Genomic DNA, 14,821 nt, shown 5'->3' on the forward strand with positions numbered 1-14,821 from the left:
AACGTTTTTGGAACAAGCTTGTTTAGAGCACGGCGCAAGCTATTTGCTGCAAGAAGCAGCCGATATCGAAAGTATCTTGCGCGAGCTGGAGCGCCAGAACAGTCCGCTGACCATGCGCTTGCTGAGCGGTGGAGAGAGTCTTGCTACACGCCTGGTGGCGGTGGCGCTGGCGCACGATATTTTCATCCATGCCGGCGACGCAGACGGTAGCGGGGCGCTCTACATGCCGGGAGACCAGTTGTGTTTCGACGGTTCGCTGGACGGCGCCGGGGTGCGCTTCGTGACCAGCGTGGCGGGCAGCGGCATGAGCCCGTGGCCACACGCGCTGGCAGCGGCGATTCCGGCTTGCATAGCCTATTTTCCGCATCAGAAATTTATCCGTATCGGCTTGCAACCGGTGGAGGCCTGCGTGGTCCGAGCCAAGCGCCGGGACGGCAATGATTTCGTGCTGGATGTGCATGACCTGAGTGCGCGCGGCATCGGTTTGCGGTCCTCTTATGTTTCGCTGCAGGCCCTGCCGGTGGGAACGGTGTTGCCGGCGGCGGTGTTGGATTTTCGCTCTTCAGGGCGTTTGCAGGTGGATTTGCGGGTGGTGTTCAGCCGTAGCGTGCAGGGCGCGGATGGCGCAGTCAATCATTTTGGCTGTTATTACGTTGATCTGGATCAGGCCAGGCAGAGCCTGGGGGGCTTGCTGGGAGCCTAGACAGGGGGAATTGGCAACGCCCTGGCTTTTTTTATGACAGGGCCTAAATGTTTTCCAGGCAACTGCCGATAACCTGAATAACGATGGCTTGCTTATCCCGGGTGCTTCTACCAGGGGGCGGGTCCAGCGTTACGGCTTAGCCGGAACCCATAAACTTTAGCAACAGGAGTCATGCCATGTCAGTCATCAATACCAATACTCTCTCGCTGGTAGCACAAAACAATCTGGTCACGTCGCAAAACGCGTTAAGCACTGCGATCCAGCGTTTGTCTTCCGGCCTGCGTATCAACAGCGCCAAGGACGACGCAGCAGGCCAGGCCATCGCCAACCGTTTCACAAGTAACATCAACGGCCTGACGCAAGCTTCGCGTAATGCCAACGACGGCATTTCGCTGGCGCAAACTACAGCTGGCGCGTTGAATGAAGTCAACAACAACCTGCAACGCATCCGCGACCTGACAGTGCAAGCGACCACCGGCAGCAACTCCGCAGCCGACAAGGTATCGATCCAGGCTGAAATCACCCAGCGTCTGGCTGAAATCGACCGCACTTCTGCGCAAACCGATTTCAACGGCGTCAAGGTATTGTCCAAGGACGCCAACCTGGCTTTCCAGATCGGCGCCAACGACGGCCAGACCATCAGCATCGGGCTGAAGAAGATTGACTCTTCAGCTTTGAACCTGACAGGTTTCAACGTAACTGGCTTGTCCGACGCCATCACCAGCTTCACGGATACTTCCGTTGCCGGCACAACCAAGACTGTTGCTGTTGACCTGAGCGGCACCACTATCGCCGGCTTGCCAGCTGGAACCGCCACATCAGACCTGACGTTGCGCGGCTACGGTGCATATACAGCGAACACAGGCGCCTATGCCAACTACGCCGTGCAGGACAAAGCCGGCAACCTGTACAAGATCGATGCGACAAAAGTCGATGCAACAACCGGTAAAGTGACGGACACAACAGCTCTGGCAACAGCGGCTTCGGCAACAACAGCGCAGGCTGCTTACGCGACAGACGCGGCCGCAGGTCTGACTGCAACAGCCAATCCGCTCAAGACAATTGACGATGCGCTGGCCAAAGTCGACAGCCTGCGCGGTTCGCTGGGCGCGGTGCAAAACCGCTTTGACTCGGTGATCTCGAATCTGGGCTCCACTGTCACCAATCTGTCCGCTTCGCGTTCACGTATCCAGGACGCAGACTATGCAACAGAAGTGTCGAACATGACACGTGCGCAGATCCTGCAACAAGCCGGTACGTCAGTGTTGTCCAAGGCGAACCAGTCGACACAGGGCGTTCTGTCGTTGCTGCAATAAGCCTGGCTTAGTACTGCGCAGACGGTTGCTGAAGCCGTCTGCGTAAATGCACAGGAAGCTTGGGTTGGCTGGTCGTGCGGCCAACCCGTTTTGAAGCCACGCTTTGTCCAGTCAGGTTTGCAATGGCAGACCTGAGCGGACAGGGAAAATACGGAAGAGGGTGCAATGTCAATGCCGATAGATTCTGCAAACAAGTTACAGGCAGCCGAGACTTCAGCGCAGGCTGCGCTTGCCATCGCTGCACAGCATACTGCAGCGCAATCCGCTGTTACGCATGGCGGCGCAGACATGCAAAAAGAGTCCATTGCGGCAGGCGACGGGTTGAACGCTGTATCTGACCTTTCGCAGTTCCAAATCAAGATTGATGACATTAACCGCCGCTTGCAACTCAAGGCAGTCAGCGTGGAATTTCAGATCGACCCTGACTATAAAGACGTAATTTTGAAAGTAGTGGATCAGCAGGATGGCAAGGTGATCTTGCAAATCCCGAGCGAGGAAGTGGTAAGGGTGAGCAAGGTCATGGACCAGCTCAAAGGCGTATTGCTTGAGAAAACCGCGTAAGCACGCAATTCAGCGCAACTGGAAAACGTAAATTAGTAAAAAGGAATTGATATGGCTCTAGTGACTTCCCTGGGTTCCGCGTCTGGACTACCGCTGGCTACTTTGCTCAGCAATATCACTGCCGCAGAAAATCTGCCGCTGACTGCAATGCAGAATCGGCAATCCGCCTATAACACCCAACTGTCTGCCTATGGCACGGTGCAGAGCGCCCTGAGCGCCTTGCAGGCGGCGGCTGCACAGTTGGGCAAGCCGGCCTTGTTTCAAAATATTACGGCCACTGCAAGCAACACCTCTGTATTGAGCGCAACCGCAGCCGCCAACGCCGCCAGCGGTTCGGTAGCGATCAATGTGAGTCAATTGGCGCAAGCGCAATCGATGGCCACTGCGGGCGTGGCGAGCACGACTGCGGCCATAGGTTCCGGTACGGTGACGCTGGATTTTGGCAGCATCTCCGGCGGTAAGCTCGATCCCGCCACAGGAAAGTACAGCGGCGCCACGTTTGCAGCGGACAGCACGCGCAAGCCCGTTTCCATCACGATCGACTCCAGCAATAACACGCTGGCAGGGATCCGCGACGCCATCAACAAGAATACTGCCTTGGGCGTGACTGCGACCATCGTCAATGACGGCAGCAGCAGTCCTAACCGCTTGGTGCTGACCTCGAACCAGACCGGGGCGAGTTCGACCATGCGCATTGCGGTCAGCGGCGACGCGGCGTTGTCGAATCTGCTGGCCAACGATCCCGGCGCGACGCAAAATATGCAGCAGACGGTGGAAGCGAAGAATGCGCAACTGACGGTCAACGGCATCGCCATCACCAGCGCCAGCAATACTGTCACGGAAGCAGTGCAAGGCGTCACCATGAATCTGAGCGGCACTGGCAGCAGTACCCTGACATTGCAAAGCAATACCGCAGTCATACAAACTGCCATTACGAATTTTGTTTCCAGCTATAACGCTTTCCAAAACCTGACCAAGCAACTGACAGCGTTCAACGTCGCAGCGCAAACTCAATCTCCGCTGACCGGCGATTCAACTTTGCGAAACATCCAGAGCCGTATTCGCGACGCCATGAATACACCGCAGTCTGCAGGTAATAATGGCAACGGAACCTCGTTCACGATGCTGGCGCAGATCGGAATAACGTTCCAGATTGACGGCACCATGGCAAGCGATCCTGCCAAGTTGACTGCTGCGCTGAACACGAATCTGAGCGGCGTTCAAAACCTGTTTTCCAGCGCTGACGGGAAGACCGGTTTCGGTTCGCAGATGTCGACTTTCCTGACCACCATGACTGGCAGCAGCGGTCCGCTGAAGGCGGCGACAGACGGCCTGGGGCGCACCTTGAGAACCCTCGCTACGCAAATGACAAGCACACAGGCGACGATCAGCGCCACGATCGCCCGTTATACGGCGCAATTTACGGCGCTCGACGGTTTGGTCGCCAGCATGAACCAGACCAGCAGCTATCTGACCCAGCAGTTTACTGCGATCAATGGCAGTTCCTCCAAATAAAGCAACTTAAGAACTGCAACTTAAAGCAGCTAAAGCCAATATGACAACTAAGGTCACGGTCTATGTACACATCATCCGCACCTAACCCAATCGTAAATCCTGGCGCCCGGGCCTATGCACGGATCGGCATCGAAAGTGCGGTCTTGAGTGCATCGCCGCAGCAATTGGTGACGATGCTGTTCGATGGCGCCAAGACAGCCATCAGCATGGCGCGGCATCATATGGCGGTTGGCGAGGTGGTTGCCAAAGGCAATGCCATTTCGAAAGCGGTCAGTATCATCGACAGCGGCCTCAAGGCCAGTCTTGATCCGGAAGCCGGAGGCGCTGCCGGCGTCGAATTGGCGGCGAATCTGTCGGCGCTTTACGATTACATCAACCAGCGCCTGTTGCTGGCCAACTTGCATAACGATCCCGCCATGCTCGACGAGGCTGACCGTCTGCTGGAAAACATTGCTTCCGCCTGGCGCGAAATCAACGGCGCACCAAGCAGCAACCAGCCTGCTGCAAGTTTTGCAGACGCCAATCTTTCGGCGAAGGGATAGCATGACGCCCCAACTTGAGCTGATGGAATGCTACGAGCAGATCGCGCCCTTGACCGGTCGCATGCTGGAGCGCGCGCGTGCCGGCGACTGGGACGCCCTGGTGATCCTGGGGCAGCAGTTCCGCTCATTTGTAGAACGCTTGAAGGGCATCGAGCTGCCAGCGCCGCTGGAGCCGTCGCAACTGATGCGCAAACATAATTTGCTGAGCCGGATTCTGGCCGACGATGCGGAAATCCGCGATATTGTCGCGCCGGAGCTGGCGCAGCTGAGCAGCTTGCTGGGCAATATGCATCGGCAACAGCATCTCAACCATGCCTACGGCCAGTAACCCTGGCTTGAATCTGCGTAGCTATTTGGGCGGGAAGCGATGAATGGCGGCACGCCCCTGATCGACAAATTGCTGTCCACGTCCCCGGCACAGCGTTCGGACCTGGTGCCGATCAAGGGACAGATTGGCATCCAGCAACCGGATGCCATCACCGATACCGAAGCGGCGGAGAACGATACCCGCTTGCCGTCGCGTGCAGCTGTCGGACGTCAGCTCGGCATCGATACGGGTCAGTCCGCGCTGCCGCCAACTATACCGATGGCGACCTCGCGTAACGATAATGCCAGACTGAGTGCGACCGCACGTATCATCAGCGAGATCTTGGGAACAGCGCCCGCCAAGGCGGAAGCGGTTCAAGGCGCAGCCCCGTTGTGGGCTGATGCAAGCGCACCGGAAACGTCGCTGGTGGCAGCTGCGCTGGCGCGCAATGTTGCCGGCAGCGGTTTGTTTTATGAGTCGCATCTGCTGCAATTTTTCTCCGGCCAGCGTTCGCTGGCGCAATTGCGGCAAGAGCCGCAAGCAAATCTTCTCCGGCAGTCCGTCAGCGACGACCCGACCTTATCACCGTCACCTGGGGATAGCCGAACCGGCGTCGGCCATGCCCAGGCAGGCATTCCAGTAGAAGCCATACCGTTGGTGCGGCAGCAGCTTGAACTGCTGGCGCTGTCACAGTTTCGCTGGAACGGCGAAGCGTGGCCGGGCGCCGGCATGGAATGGGAAATTACTGAGCAGGGACACCGCAGGCATGGCAATACTGAAAGCGGTACAGAAACCATAGCGTGCGACTGGAGCACCAGTCTTGCCATGACTCTGCCCAGGCTTGGCAACCTCGTGTTGCGCCTAAGCCTGGCAAAGGATGGCTGGCGTATTGACCTGGCGGTAGCGGAGGCGGCGACGCTTCATTCCATGCGCACAGCAAGCACGCAATTGCGGCAACGGTTTTCAGCCGCCGGCTTGCCTGTAAGCGCTGTGCAAGTGGCGCAATTGCCACAATCGGGCACAGATGAAGATTCTTAGATTAAAAATAAAATTAAAACAAAAGCCACTATTTGTATTGGGGTAATATTTATTGCCTGTGGGATGCATTGATTGTAATTGTGATAATTAATGTTCGTATGGTAAAGGAGCATCGAAACATCATGACTGGCTATGGAACGTGAGCGTTTAATTCGCAGGGAAGTGGCGGCGACGGGCTACGGCGCTGTGGCGGAGGCTGTCATGCAGCGCGCGCGGGAAGACGGTCTGTTTATCCATAGCTCACCCGATTTGGTTAATTTGCTCATGTATGCCGATCTGGACCAGAAAATCCCGCCGCAACTATACGAGGCGGTAGCGGAATTGCTGGCCTGGGTTCATATGCTTGAGCACGATTCGACACAGGCGCGGCCTGTTTAATTATTAACAAGCAGGTCCGGTTGTTGTGAATCGGGTAATATGTTTAAGTATGGCAATAAAATGTGTGTATTTTGTCGATATAGTTGCCGTATCGTATTGTGCTGACTTGATCGTGGATCGATAATGCACAGCCCTTGGTTGTGAATTTTGATTGTACAAAGAGTCATGAATATGAAAGCAGCATCACCGATTCGGGTATTGATCGCAGATGATCATCGGATTGTCAGGCGCGGGCTACAGCATATTCTGAATGCCAGTCCCGGTATTACCGTGGTCGGCGAGGCTAGCGACTACAACGGCATCACCGATATCCTGAGAGAACAGCCATGCGATGTCCTGCTACTGGACATTTCCATGCCGGGTAAAGACGGTATCGAGATCCTGCATCTGTTGAAGAAGCGCGAACCGATGCTGCGCATCATGGTGCTCAGCAGCCACGGGCCGGAACAGTTTGCGGTGCGTGCCTTGAAGGCCGGCGCCGCATCCTACCTGACCAAGGATGGCGCACCTGACGAACTGGTGGAAGCGGTGAGGGTGGTGGCGCGTGGCCGCAAATACATCAGTAAAGGCCTGGCCGAGTCATTGGCGAATCATGTGATTGAAGAAGATGACCTGATGCCGCACGAGCAGTTGTCCAACCGCGAATTCCAGACTGTGCGAATGATCGCCTCCGGCCAGACCCGGACCGAGATCGCCAGGAATCTCTCCATCAGCCCCAAGACAGTCAGCGTCTATCGTTCCCGCGTGTTTGAAAAGATGGGTGTGCGCACCAACGCCGAACTGACCCATTACGCCATCAAGCACCGCCTGCTGGAATGAGCCACTTGAGGCCGGCCATCCGAGCCATCGGTTGGCAGCAACATGACAGCGTTTTCAAGCACTGAGGAGAGGGCTGTTTCACATTCTTTTTGCATCATCGATCGTCGCTACTCCTGTTTATATTGAGCCACTAACATGCTGTGGGATGCCGGTTTTTCTTCGGCGCGGCAGCCAGTGCATTTCAATCTATCAAGGATCCAGTTTATGACGCTCGCCCAAACACCTGTCCAGATGCGCCGTGCCGCTGCACAACATGAGGTCGCTGGCCACGAATTCCTGACTTTTACCCTGGGTAAAGAAGAATACGGCATCGATATTCTCAAGGTGCAGGAGCTGCGCGGCTACGACAACGTCACCCAGATCGCTAACGCCCCCGATTTCCTGAAGGGCGTGGTCAACCTGCGCGGCGTGATCACGCCGATCATCGACATGCGCATCAAGTTCAAACTGGATGCGACTGCTTACGACCAGTTCACCGTGGTGATCATCCTCCATCTTGGCCAGCGTACGGTCGGCATGGTGGTAGACGGCGTCTCTGATGTGATTACCCTGTCCAGCGAACAAATCAAGCCGGCGCCGGAAATGGGCACGGTCCTCAATACCGATTACCTGATCGGTCTCGGTACGCTGGCAGACCGCATGCTGATTTTGCTGGATATCGACAAACTGATGTCAAGCGATGAGATCGGCCTGATCAACAAGCTCGCCAGTTAAGGCGCTCAATAGCACCGGACAGCAGAAAAAGGAGACGGCATGCGCTTTGCGGATACAAGAATAGGGATACGGCTGGCAATCGGCTTTACCAGCATTTTGTTGCTGGTGATGCTGATCGCTGGGATCGGCATCTGGCGCCTGCAGCAGACTGGCGCCGCGGTCGAGAACATGGTGTCGCAACTGTTGCAGCGAGAGCGGCTGGCAATGGAGTGGCAGGATCTGGTGGCGACCAACGCGGTGCGCACCATGGCGGTGGTGCGTAGCGACGACAGCCGTACGCAAGAATATTTTCAGGCGGCGATGAGCGCCAATTCCGAGCGGGCGTCGGAATTGCAAACCAAGCTGCATGGCCTGTCGAATGATGAAGGACGCCAGGCCCTGGGGGAAATTGCCGCGGCCCGCGCTGCCTATACGGAGTTGCGGGAGACAGTGCTGACCACGCGCCAATATGGCACGGCGGAAGCGGCCACCGCCATGATCGACCAGCAGCTGGATCCGGCGCGCAAGGAATACATGAGCAAGCTGCAGAAATTTGTCGATGTCCAGCGCAAGGCGATTGACGGCGCTGCGTTGGATATTGCCGGCAACTATCGCTCCGGCAGGATGTTGCTGGTGGTCTTCGGCGCTTTGGCGATTTTGCTGGGTGCGCTGTTTGCCTGGCGCCTGACTAGCGGCATCGTCAAGCCGTTGCATGCGGCGGTCGCGGTGGCGCACCGCGTGGCGCAGGGAGACCTGACTTCCGTCATCGACGTCAGGAGCAAGGATGAAACCGGGCAGCTGATGCAGGGCATCAAGGAAATGAACCTGGCCTTGCAAGGTACAGTCAATCGGGTCCGTAGCGGCACCGATCATATCGTCACAGCCTCGCGCCAGATAGCTGCCGGAAACCTGGATCTGTCCAGCCGCACCGAAGAACAGGCGGCCAGCCTGCAGCAAACGGCAGCGTCGATGGAGCAATTGACGTCAACCGTCCGCCAAAATGCGGACAACGCGCTCCAGGCCAACCAGTTGGCGGAGAATGCCGCGAGCGTGGCGGCCGGCGGCGGCCAGATGGTGTCCGAAGTGGTGGCCACCATGGGCTTGATCAAAGATAGTTCTCACAAGATCAGCGATATCATAGGCGTCATCGACGGCATCGCGTTTCAGACCAATATCCTGGCGCTGAACGCGGCGGTGGAAGCCGCACGGGCCGGTGAACAGGGGCGCGGTTTCGCCGTGGTAGCGGCGGAAGTACGCAATCTTGCCCAACGTTCGGCAATCGCCGCCAAAGATATCAAGGTCTTGATCGGCGCCTCGGTGGACCATGTCGATGCCGGCAGCCGCCAAGTGGAAGCCGCGGGCAAGACCATGAGTGAAATCGTCGGTTCGATCCGGCGGGTGGTCGATATCATGGCTGATATCGCTGCCGCCAGCGAGCAGCAGAGCAGCGGTATCGCCCAAGTCAACCAGGCCGTGGGACAGATGGACCAGACAACCCAGCAGAATGCTGCGCTGGTGGAGCAAGCCGCTGCTGCGGCGCATAGCTTGCAGGAACAGGCTGCCGAGTTGCTGCAGGCCGTCAGCATTTTCCAGCTGGCGGACGATGCCGGACAGGGGTATCCCGACAGGCTCGAAGCGCATCTGGAGGCAAGTGTGACGTTTTTGGAGCAACCACAAAAATGCGTCGACGAGCAGCCGGCTTTGGCCGGCATCAATTGAAACGGCGGGCTGCCGGCGCGATGCGGGATAATAAGGAACAGCTCGGGCTGGGCCGGCGATGATACGATTGTCTTCGGCCGGGACCGAGTGTTGTGCGGTATTTCCTGTCGCGTTTTTCAATAGAATGAATGCCCATCGCAATGCAAAGATTTAGTTCTGTCTGGCGCCTTCTGCTAGCTGCTTCAAAAACGGAAAATATTTTCTGCGGAACGCGCTTTATGCGCCTGGTGTACGCGATCGTCCTGATCGCGATCCTGACCATCGGTTATGTCTGGCTGTATGCAGGTTATCAAATCGGCTCAGACTATGACCGCGACGTCAAAACCATCCAGTTCAGCCAGACCATCATGGTGCGCGACTTCACCCAGCGGGTGGTGCGCGCCATCGATGAACGTGACCGTTTTCTCAAGCTGCTGCGCGACGACTACCAGAGCGCCGACGGCAAGATTGACTTGCAGCGCTACAGTAAAATTTTCGGCAGTTTGTATACCCAGTTGAACGTGGTAGACCCGAGCGGCCGGCTGATTGCCTCTACTCGCCAGATCAATGCCGTCAATCCGGACTGGAGCGCCAATGATTTGTATATCGCCCATCGCGATCACCTGGATGATTCGCTGCAGCTTTCCCGTCCGCGCAGATTACCTGGCAGCGATCAGTGGTTGCTGCACATGGCGCGCCGGATATTTTCAGCCAAGGGCGATTTCGCGGGCATGATAGAAATGGAATTTGCGGTGGATCGTTTGCCGGCCCTGTACGCGAATGTCGACAGCATGCGTGCCGACGAGCGGCTGACGGTCGATAGCAACGGTATCGCCACCGAGAGCCAGCCGCTGAGCGAGCGTATGATCCTGCGGAGGATAGATGAAAGCGTGATGGGGATGGATGATAGCGAACTGAACAGGAATCAATTGTTCGGCGCACAATCGCCCGGCGCACAGAAATTTTCCGATGAACCGTATTCCTGGGTCTCGCGCAAACTGGAGCCTTATCCGCTGCTGCTGTCGGTCAAGCTGCCGGACCCGGACCCTCTGCCGGCCCAGGAAAGCCCGAAATTGATGGGCTACATAATGTACGCCAGCGTGCCGACGCTGTTGATCCTGCTGCTGATCAGCCTGGCGTACCGCATCATCAAGCGTCAGTATCAGGTAGTGCACAGGTACAACTCCTTGCGACGCCGCGCCACCGACGCCAACAAGCGCAAATCGCGTTTCCTGGCGACGGTAGTGCATGAGTTACGTACGCCTTTGAGCGGGGTGCATGGCTATTCCGAGCTGGTAAGGGACACCAGCAGCGATCCCCAGAGCCGCGAATTCGGCGACCTGATTCATCAAAGTGCGATTTATCTGCATGGCCTGCTGAACACGCTGTTCGACCTGGCCCGTATCGAAGCGGGCCGGGTAGTGATCTTCCACGAGAATATCGATACGCTGGCCTATTTTGAATACGTCGGCTCCATGCATAAAATCAATGCCGACAAAAAGGGCCTGAGTTTCCAGATGCGGCTGGCGCCGGACTTGCCCGCCAATTTCCTGTGTGACCGGGTGCGGCTGTCGCAGATTCTGAACAATATGCTGGATAACGCCGTCAAATTCACCGTCACCGGCGGTGTAGCCATAGAGGTCACTACGGCCAAAGAGCAGCTCAAGATCAGGGTGCTGGATAGCGGCCCGGGCATCTCCAAGAGCGAATTGAAACATTTGTTCGAATATTTCTATCAGTCCGAATCGGTACGCGCCGGACGTAGCCGCGGCCTGGGACTGGGTTTGTCACTGGCCAAGGAGTTTACCGATTTGATACGCGGCAGCATCCGCATCGATTCCGAGGTGGGCGTCGGCACTGTTGTCAATCTGAGCATCCCTCTGAATGTGCGCTAATCGCGGTGTATCGATCCCTAGGCAGGTGTTTGCTACACTGAGCGCTGATGGTGCGATGACGGCGTCTGAGGCGCAGCTCCACCATGACAAACCGTGAGCGCTACCCTTGTCGACGTACTTTCTCTATGGTTTTTCTGCGCGGGCCGGCACCTTTGGCTTGCGCTAATGTCACAGCGGGATATTTTCTCTTGGCCTAGGGCCTGTTGGTATATGATTTTGGAGTGCGAACGCGCGGCAGGCGTTGCGGACCTAGGCATAGCGACGCGACGTAGCGGGGCTAGGGCAAGGAGCGGATGGCCGCCCCGTTGTAACAACGGCATGCGACGCCTGCAGCCGTTCCCGGAGGGTTCAAGTCAAACCGTGCGCTGGCGGCGTTGCATGGCTTGCCGGGGCTTCAGCCCCAGCTACGCCAAGCGCCTTGCCAGCACACGGTTTGACTTGAACGCATCTCCCAAATCATATGCCAACAGGCCCTAGGGAGTGGCGATGCGTTCCGCACTAATCCTCGTTGTCGAAGACCATCCGATCAATCGCCGCATGCTGCAGGCGCAGCTGGCGGCGGAATGCTGGCAAAGCGAACTGGTTGCTACTGGCGCCGAGGCCCTGCTGTGGCTGACGCATACCCGGCCGGTTGCTGTGATCACCGACTATGTGCTGGAAGACATGACGGGCGTCGAACTGTTGCATCGGGTGCGACGCTGGGAAGCCGATGCGCCTGGCTTTCCGCCTATTCCGATGATTTTATATAGCGGCATGTCGCTCGAGTATTTGCAGAACGAGTCACGCGGACTGGACTGCACGGCGGTCTTGACCAAGCCCATCAGCCGTTTGCAGTTGCGGCAAACACTGGCCCCTTTTCTGACGCAGGCGGCCACTTCCGAGTCTTCCGCATCGGCCTTATCCGACTCAGGCGACTCAGCCGACGACTTGCTGGCAGAGTTGCTGCAATTCGGTTACCAGCAGCTGATCTGCCTCAAGCTCAGTATAAAAAATCAGCAAATGAGCGAGACCGCCAGTATCGCGCATGGCTTGCGCGGCGCTGCCGCGGTATTGCGGCAAACAGAAATTTCGCAATCTGCTGCAGAAATAGAGAACCAATCCCGAAATAACGCCTCAGAGACGTTGGACGAAGCATGTACGCGTCTGCAGCATGCGCTGGAACGGCTTGCACTGCAGATCAAGACGCCGCGCTCCGTAATGGCGACGTCTACGACCTCGAGGTAAACCTCTTTTACCGTTCCGTCGTTTCGACATTCCTTTTCTCTGGCGCTGCTTATAAGTCCAACGCGCCCAAATGTAGGAATCATTCCTACATCTCTCCAGCCAAATATTTCACTGATATCGAGAACCTTACCGACTTTTTTCCTAAAGGAAATATTTCATAATGGCATTCGAAGCAGCGAGATTAGAGAAAAACTAAAAGATTGCTCACAACTTGCCGTAAACATTCATAAGCAGCTTTAGTCTGGGGGAAAGCATGGACAGTAATGGATTTGTAAATGAAATCAGCGAAGTGAATCTTTCTTATTTGCTGTTGGCGCAGCGCCTGCTGCGCGAGGACAAAGCTACCGCCATGTTTCGCATGGGATTGAGCCGTGAATTAGCTGAATTGCTCGGCAATCTCTCTTTGTCGCAAGTAGTCAAGCTAGCTGCATCCAGTCTGCTTTTGTGTCGCTTCAGGTTCGACGACCACGCGATTCTGTCCTCATTGACGCACACCGAAAAAGACCATGCATTGCAACAGGCGCATGCCTCTATCCTGCTGGCGGGACAACCGCTGGAAGGAATCCGGTAATCATGGCCACCAACAAAAGCGTGATTCAGGAAGCGCAGGAAATCCAGCTGGCGATCGACCTTATCAAACTCGGCGCGCGTCTGCAATTCCTGGAGGCGGAAACCTCTCTCAGCCGCGACCGCCTGATCAAGCTGTACAAGGAAATCAAAGGAATTTCTCCTCCCAAGGGTTTGCTGCCATTTTCTACCGATTGGTTCATGACCTGGCTGTCGAATATCCATTCATCGATGTTCTACAACATTTACCGTTTCATGCTGACCCATGGCGACGGCAAGCAGATCGTCGCCGTGGTGAAGAGCTACCGGCTCTATCTGGAACAGGTCGAACGCCAGGGAGGCCAGCCGGTGCTGGATTTCACACGGGCCTGGACACTGACCCGTTTCTTCGACAGCGGCATGCTGCAGTTGAGTACATGCAGCCGTTGCAGCGGGCAGTTCGTGGCGCACGCACACGACTTGCAGAATGGCTTTGTCTGCGTCTTGTGCCGGCCGCCGTCGCGCGCCGGCAAGACGCGCAAACTGGTTTCCCCGCTTGCCGCGAGAGATTTGAAGTCCACCAGCGATCTGCCGCACAGCTATACACCGCTGCCATCGCGGATCGCCACCGCGGCGAAAGGGCATGTCGCCTGAATCAGGTGAGCAGTTCCGGTTAGCGCTGCCGTTCAAGGTTTATTTCAAGGGGAATCAATAGTGTTAGTTTTTGTTGGCTATATCGTCGTTATAGCTTCTGTGTTTGGCGGCTATGCCATGCTGGGCGGCCATCTTGGCGTGCTGTTCCAGCCGGTGGAACTGCTGATGATCGGCGGCGCCGGGATTGGCGCTTTCGTCGTCGGCAACGATGGCAAGGCCATCATGGCAACCGTCAGGGAGTTGCCGAAACTGCTGCGCAGTTCCAAGCACAACAAGGCCTTGTACATGGAACTGATGGCCTTGCTCTATGTGCTCTTGGCGAAAGCGCGCAAGGACGGCATGCTGGCGCTGGAAGCCGATATCGACGATCCGTTGAACAGTCCTATATTTGTGCAGTATCCGCTGGTGCAGCATGATCCGCGGGTGATCGAATTCCTTACTGACTATTTGCGCCTGATCGTCAGCGGCAATATGGACGCCTTCGAAATCGAATCACTGATGGATCATGAAATCGATACCTACAAGCACGAGGCTGAAGTGCCGGCGCATAGCCTGGCGAAGGTAGGCGACGCGCTGCCGGCGTTCGGCATTGTGGCGGCGGTAATGGGAGTGGTGCACGCGCTCGCTTCAGCCAATCTGCCGCCGTCGGAAATGGGTGAGCTGATCGCCCATGCGATGGTCGGTACTTTCCTCGGTATTTTGCTGGCATACGGCTTCGTCTCCCCTCTGGCGACCTTGATCGAGCACCAGGTGGCGGAGTCGCTCAAAGTGTATCAATGCATGAAGGTGACCTTGCTTGCCAACCTGAACGGTTATGCGCCACAACTGGCGGTGGAGTTCGGCCGCAAGGTACTGTATTCCACAGAAAGACCGTCGTTTACGGAACTGGATGACCATGTGCGCCAAGTCAAGAGTCGCTAGTGTGCACCGGC

Annotated in this window: 16 protein-coding genes; all 16 read left to right on the top strand. The window is 56.7% G+C overall.

What is annotated here, in order from left to right:
- Positions 1-7: 7 nt before the first annotated feature.
- The gene (locus LT85_RS05775; protein WP_038486437.1) at positions 8-703 is read left to right on the top strand and encodes a flagellar brake protein; all 696 of its coding nucleotides are present in this window, start codon (positions 8-10) and stop codon (positions 701-703) included.
- 176 nt (positions 704-879) lie between these two features.
- The gene (locus LT85_RS05780; protein ID WP_038486439.1) at positions 880-2,019 is read left to right on the top strand and encodes a FliC/FljB family flagellin; all 1,140 of its coding nucleotides are present in this window, start codon (positions 880-882) and stop codon (positions 2,017-2,019) included.
- 288 nt (positions 2,020-2,307) lie between these two features.
- The gene (locus LT85_RS05785; protein ID WP_172656945.1) at positions 2,308-2,580 is read left to right on the top strand and encodes a flagellar protein FlaG; all 273 of its coding nucleotides are present in this window, start codon (positions 2,308-2,310) and stop codon (positions 2,578-2,580) included.
- Positions 2,581-2,631: 51 nt separating this feature from the next.
- Positions 2,632-4,095: a flagellar filament capping protein FliD gene (gene fliD / locus LT85_RS05790; protein WP_038486444.1), complete on the top strand. Its 1,464-nt coding sequence runs from the start codon at positions 2,632-2,634 to the stop codon at positions 4,093-4,095.
- A gap of 62 nt (positions 4,096-4,157) precedes the next feature.
- Positions 4,158-4,637: a flagellar export chaperone FliS gene (fliS, locus tag LT85_RS05795; protein WP_052134749.1), complete on the top strand. Its 480-nt coding sequence runs from the start codon at positions 4,158-4,160 to the stop codon at positions 4,635-4,637.
- Position 4,638: 1 nt separating this feature from the next.
- Positions 4,639-4,965 (top strand): flagellar protein FliT, encoded by a 327-nt coding sequence (locus LT85_RS05800; protein ID WP_038486446.1) that lies wholly within the window; start codon positions 4,639-4,641, stop codon positions 4,963-4,965.
- 39 nt (positions 4,966-5,004) lie between these two features.
- On the top strand, positions 5,005-5,982 hold the full coding sequence (locus LT85_RS05805; RefSeq protein WP_038486448.1) for a flagellar hook-length control protein FliK: 978 nt from the start codon (positions 5,005-5,007) through the stop codon (positions 5,980-5,982).
- Positions 5,983-6,114: 132 nt separating this feature from the next.
- A complete protein-coding gene (locus LT85_RS05810; RefSeq protein WP_038486450.1) occupies positions 6,115-6,360 on the top strand; it encodes an EscU/YscU/HrcU family type III secretion system export apparatus switch protein in 246 nt (81 codons plus the stop codon).
- Between the two features lie 171 nt (positions 6,361-6,531).
- Positions 6,532-7,179, top strand: a complete 648-nt coding sequence (locus LT85_RS05815; protein ID WP_038495192.1) for a response regulator — start codon at positions 6,532-6,534, stop codon at positions 7,177-7,179.
- Between the two features lie 204 nt (positions 7,180-7,383).
- The gene (locus tag LT85_RS05820; RefSeq protein ID WP_172656946.1) at positions 7,384-7,893 is read left to right on the top strand and encodes a chemotaxis protein CheW; all 510 of its coding nucleotides are present in this window, start codon (positions 7,384-7,386) and stop codon (positions 7,891-7,893) included.
- Positions 7,894-7,932: 39 nt separating this feature from the next.
- Entirely contained in the window at positions 7,933-9,591 is a 1,659-nt protein-coding gene (locus LT85_RS05825; protein ID WP_081992097.1) for a methyl-accepting chemotaxis protein, read from the top strand.
- A gap of 218 nt (positions 9,592-9,809) precedes the next feature.
- Positions 9,810-11,465 (top strand): sensor histidine kinase, encoded by a 1,656-nt coding sequence (locus LT85_RS25250; RefSeq protein WP_052134753.1) that lies wholly within the window; start codon positions 9,810-9,812, stop codon positions 11,463-11,465.
- A 486-nt stretch (positions 11,466-11,951) separates the two neighbouring features.
- Positions 11,952-12,689 (top strand): Hpt domain-containing response regulator, encoded by a 738-nt coding sequence (locus tag LT85_RS05835; RefSeq protein WP_038486452.1) that lies wholly within the window; start codon positions 11,952-11,954, stop codon positions 12,687-12,689.
- Between the two features lie 253 nt (positions 12,690-12,942).
- Positions 12,943-13,260, top strand: a complete 318-nt coding sequence (gene flhD, locus LT85_RS05840) for a flagellar transcriptional regulator FlhD (protein ID WP_038486454.1) — start codon at positions 12,943-12,945, stop codon at positions 13,258-13,260.
- A gap of 2 nt (positions 13,261-13,262) precedes the next feature.
- Positions 13,263-13,889, top strand: a complete 627-nt coding sequence (gene flhC, locus LT85_RS05845; RefSeq protein ID WP_038486456.1) for a flagellar transcriptional regulator FlhC — start codon at positions 13,263-13,265, stop codon at positions 13,887-13,889.
- 60 nt (positions 13,890-13,949) lie between these two features.
- Positions 13,950-14,810, top strand: a complete 861-nt coding sequence (motA, locus tag LT85_RS05850; RefSeq protein WP_038486458.1) for a flagellar motor stator protein MotA — start codon at positions 13,950-13,952, stop codon at positions 14,808-14,810.
- Positions 14,811-14,821: the final 11 nt, after the last annotated feature.

The organism is Collimonas arenae, from assembly GCF_000786695.1.
GTDB classification, from domain to species: domain Bacteria; phylum Pseudomonadota; class Gammaproteobacteria; order Burkholderiales; family Burkholderiaceae_D; genus Collimonas; species Collimonas arenae_A.

Excerpts from the sequence above, each read along its gene's own strand:
- LT85_RS05815 (WP_038495192.1), top strand. The coding sequence starts at position 6,532 with ATGAAAGCAGCATCACCGATTCGGGTATTGATCGCAGATGATCATCGG.
- LT85_RS05820 (WP_172656946.1), top strand. The coding sequence starts at position 7,384 with ATGACGCTCGCCCAAACACCTGTCCAGATGCGCCGTGCCGCTGCACAA.
- LT85_RS05835 (WP_038486452.1), top strand. The coding sequence starts at position 11,952 with ATGCGTTCCGCACTAATCCTCGTTGTCGAAGACCATCCGATCAATCGC.
- LT85_RS25250 (WP_052134753.1), top strand. The coding sequence starts at position 9,810 with ATGCGCCTGGTGTACGCGATCGTCCTGATCGCGATCCTGACCATCGGT.
- LT85_RS05825 (WP_081992097.1), top strand. The coding sequence starts at position 7,933 with ATGCGCTTTGCGGATACAAGAATAGGGATACGGCTGGCAATCGGCTTT.
- fliD (WP_038486444.1), top strand. The coding sequence starts at position 2,632 with ATGGCTCTAGTGACTTCCCTGGGTTCCGCGTCTGGACTACCGCTGGCT.
- LT85_RS05800 (WP_038486446.1), top strand. The coding sequence starts at position 4,639 with ATGACGCCCCAACTTGAGCTGATGGAATGCTACGAGCAGATCGCGCCC.
- LT85_RS05785 (WP_172656945.1), top strand. The coding sequence starts at position 2,308 with ATGCAAAAAGAGTCCATTGCGGCAGGCGACGGGTTGAACGCTGTATCT.
- flhC (WP_038486456.1), top strand. The coding sequence starts at position 13,263 with ATGGCCACCAACAAAAGCGTGATTCAGGAAGCGCAGGAAATCCAGCTG.
- LT85_RS05805 (WP_038486448.1), top strand. The coding sequence starts at position 5,005 with ATGAATGGCGGCACGCCCCTGATCGACAAATTGCTGTCCACGTCCCCG.
- flhD (WP_038486454.1), top strand. The coding sequence starts at position 12,943 with ATGGACAGTAATGGATTTGTAAATGAAATCAGCGAAGTGAATCTTTCT.
- LT85_RS05780 (WP_038486439.1), top strand. The coding sequence starts at position 880 with ATGTCAGTCATCAATACCAATACTCTCTCGCTGGTAGCACAAAACAAT.
- fliS (WP_052134749.1), top strand. The coding sequence starts at position 4,158 with ATGTACACATCATCCGCACCTAACCCAATCGTAAATCCTGGCGCCCGG.
- LT85_RS05810 (WP_038486450.1), top strand. The coding sequence starts at position 6,115 with ATGGAACGTGAGCGTTTAATTCGCAGGGAAGTGGCGGCGACGGGCTAC.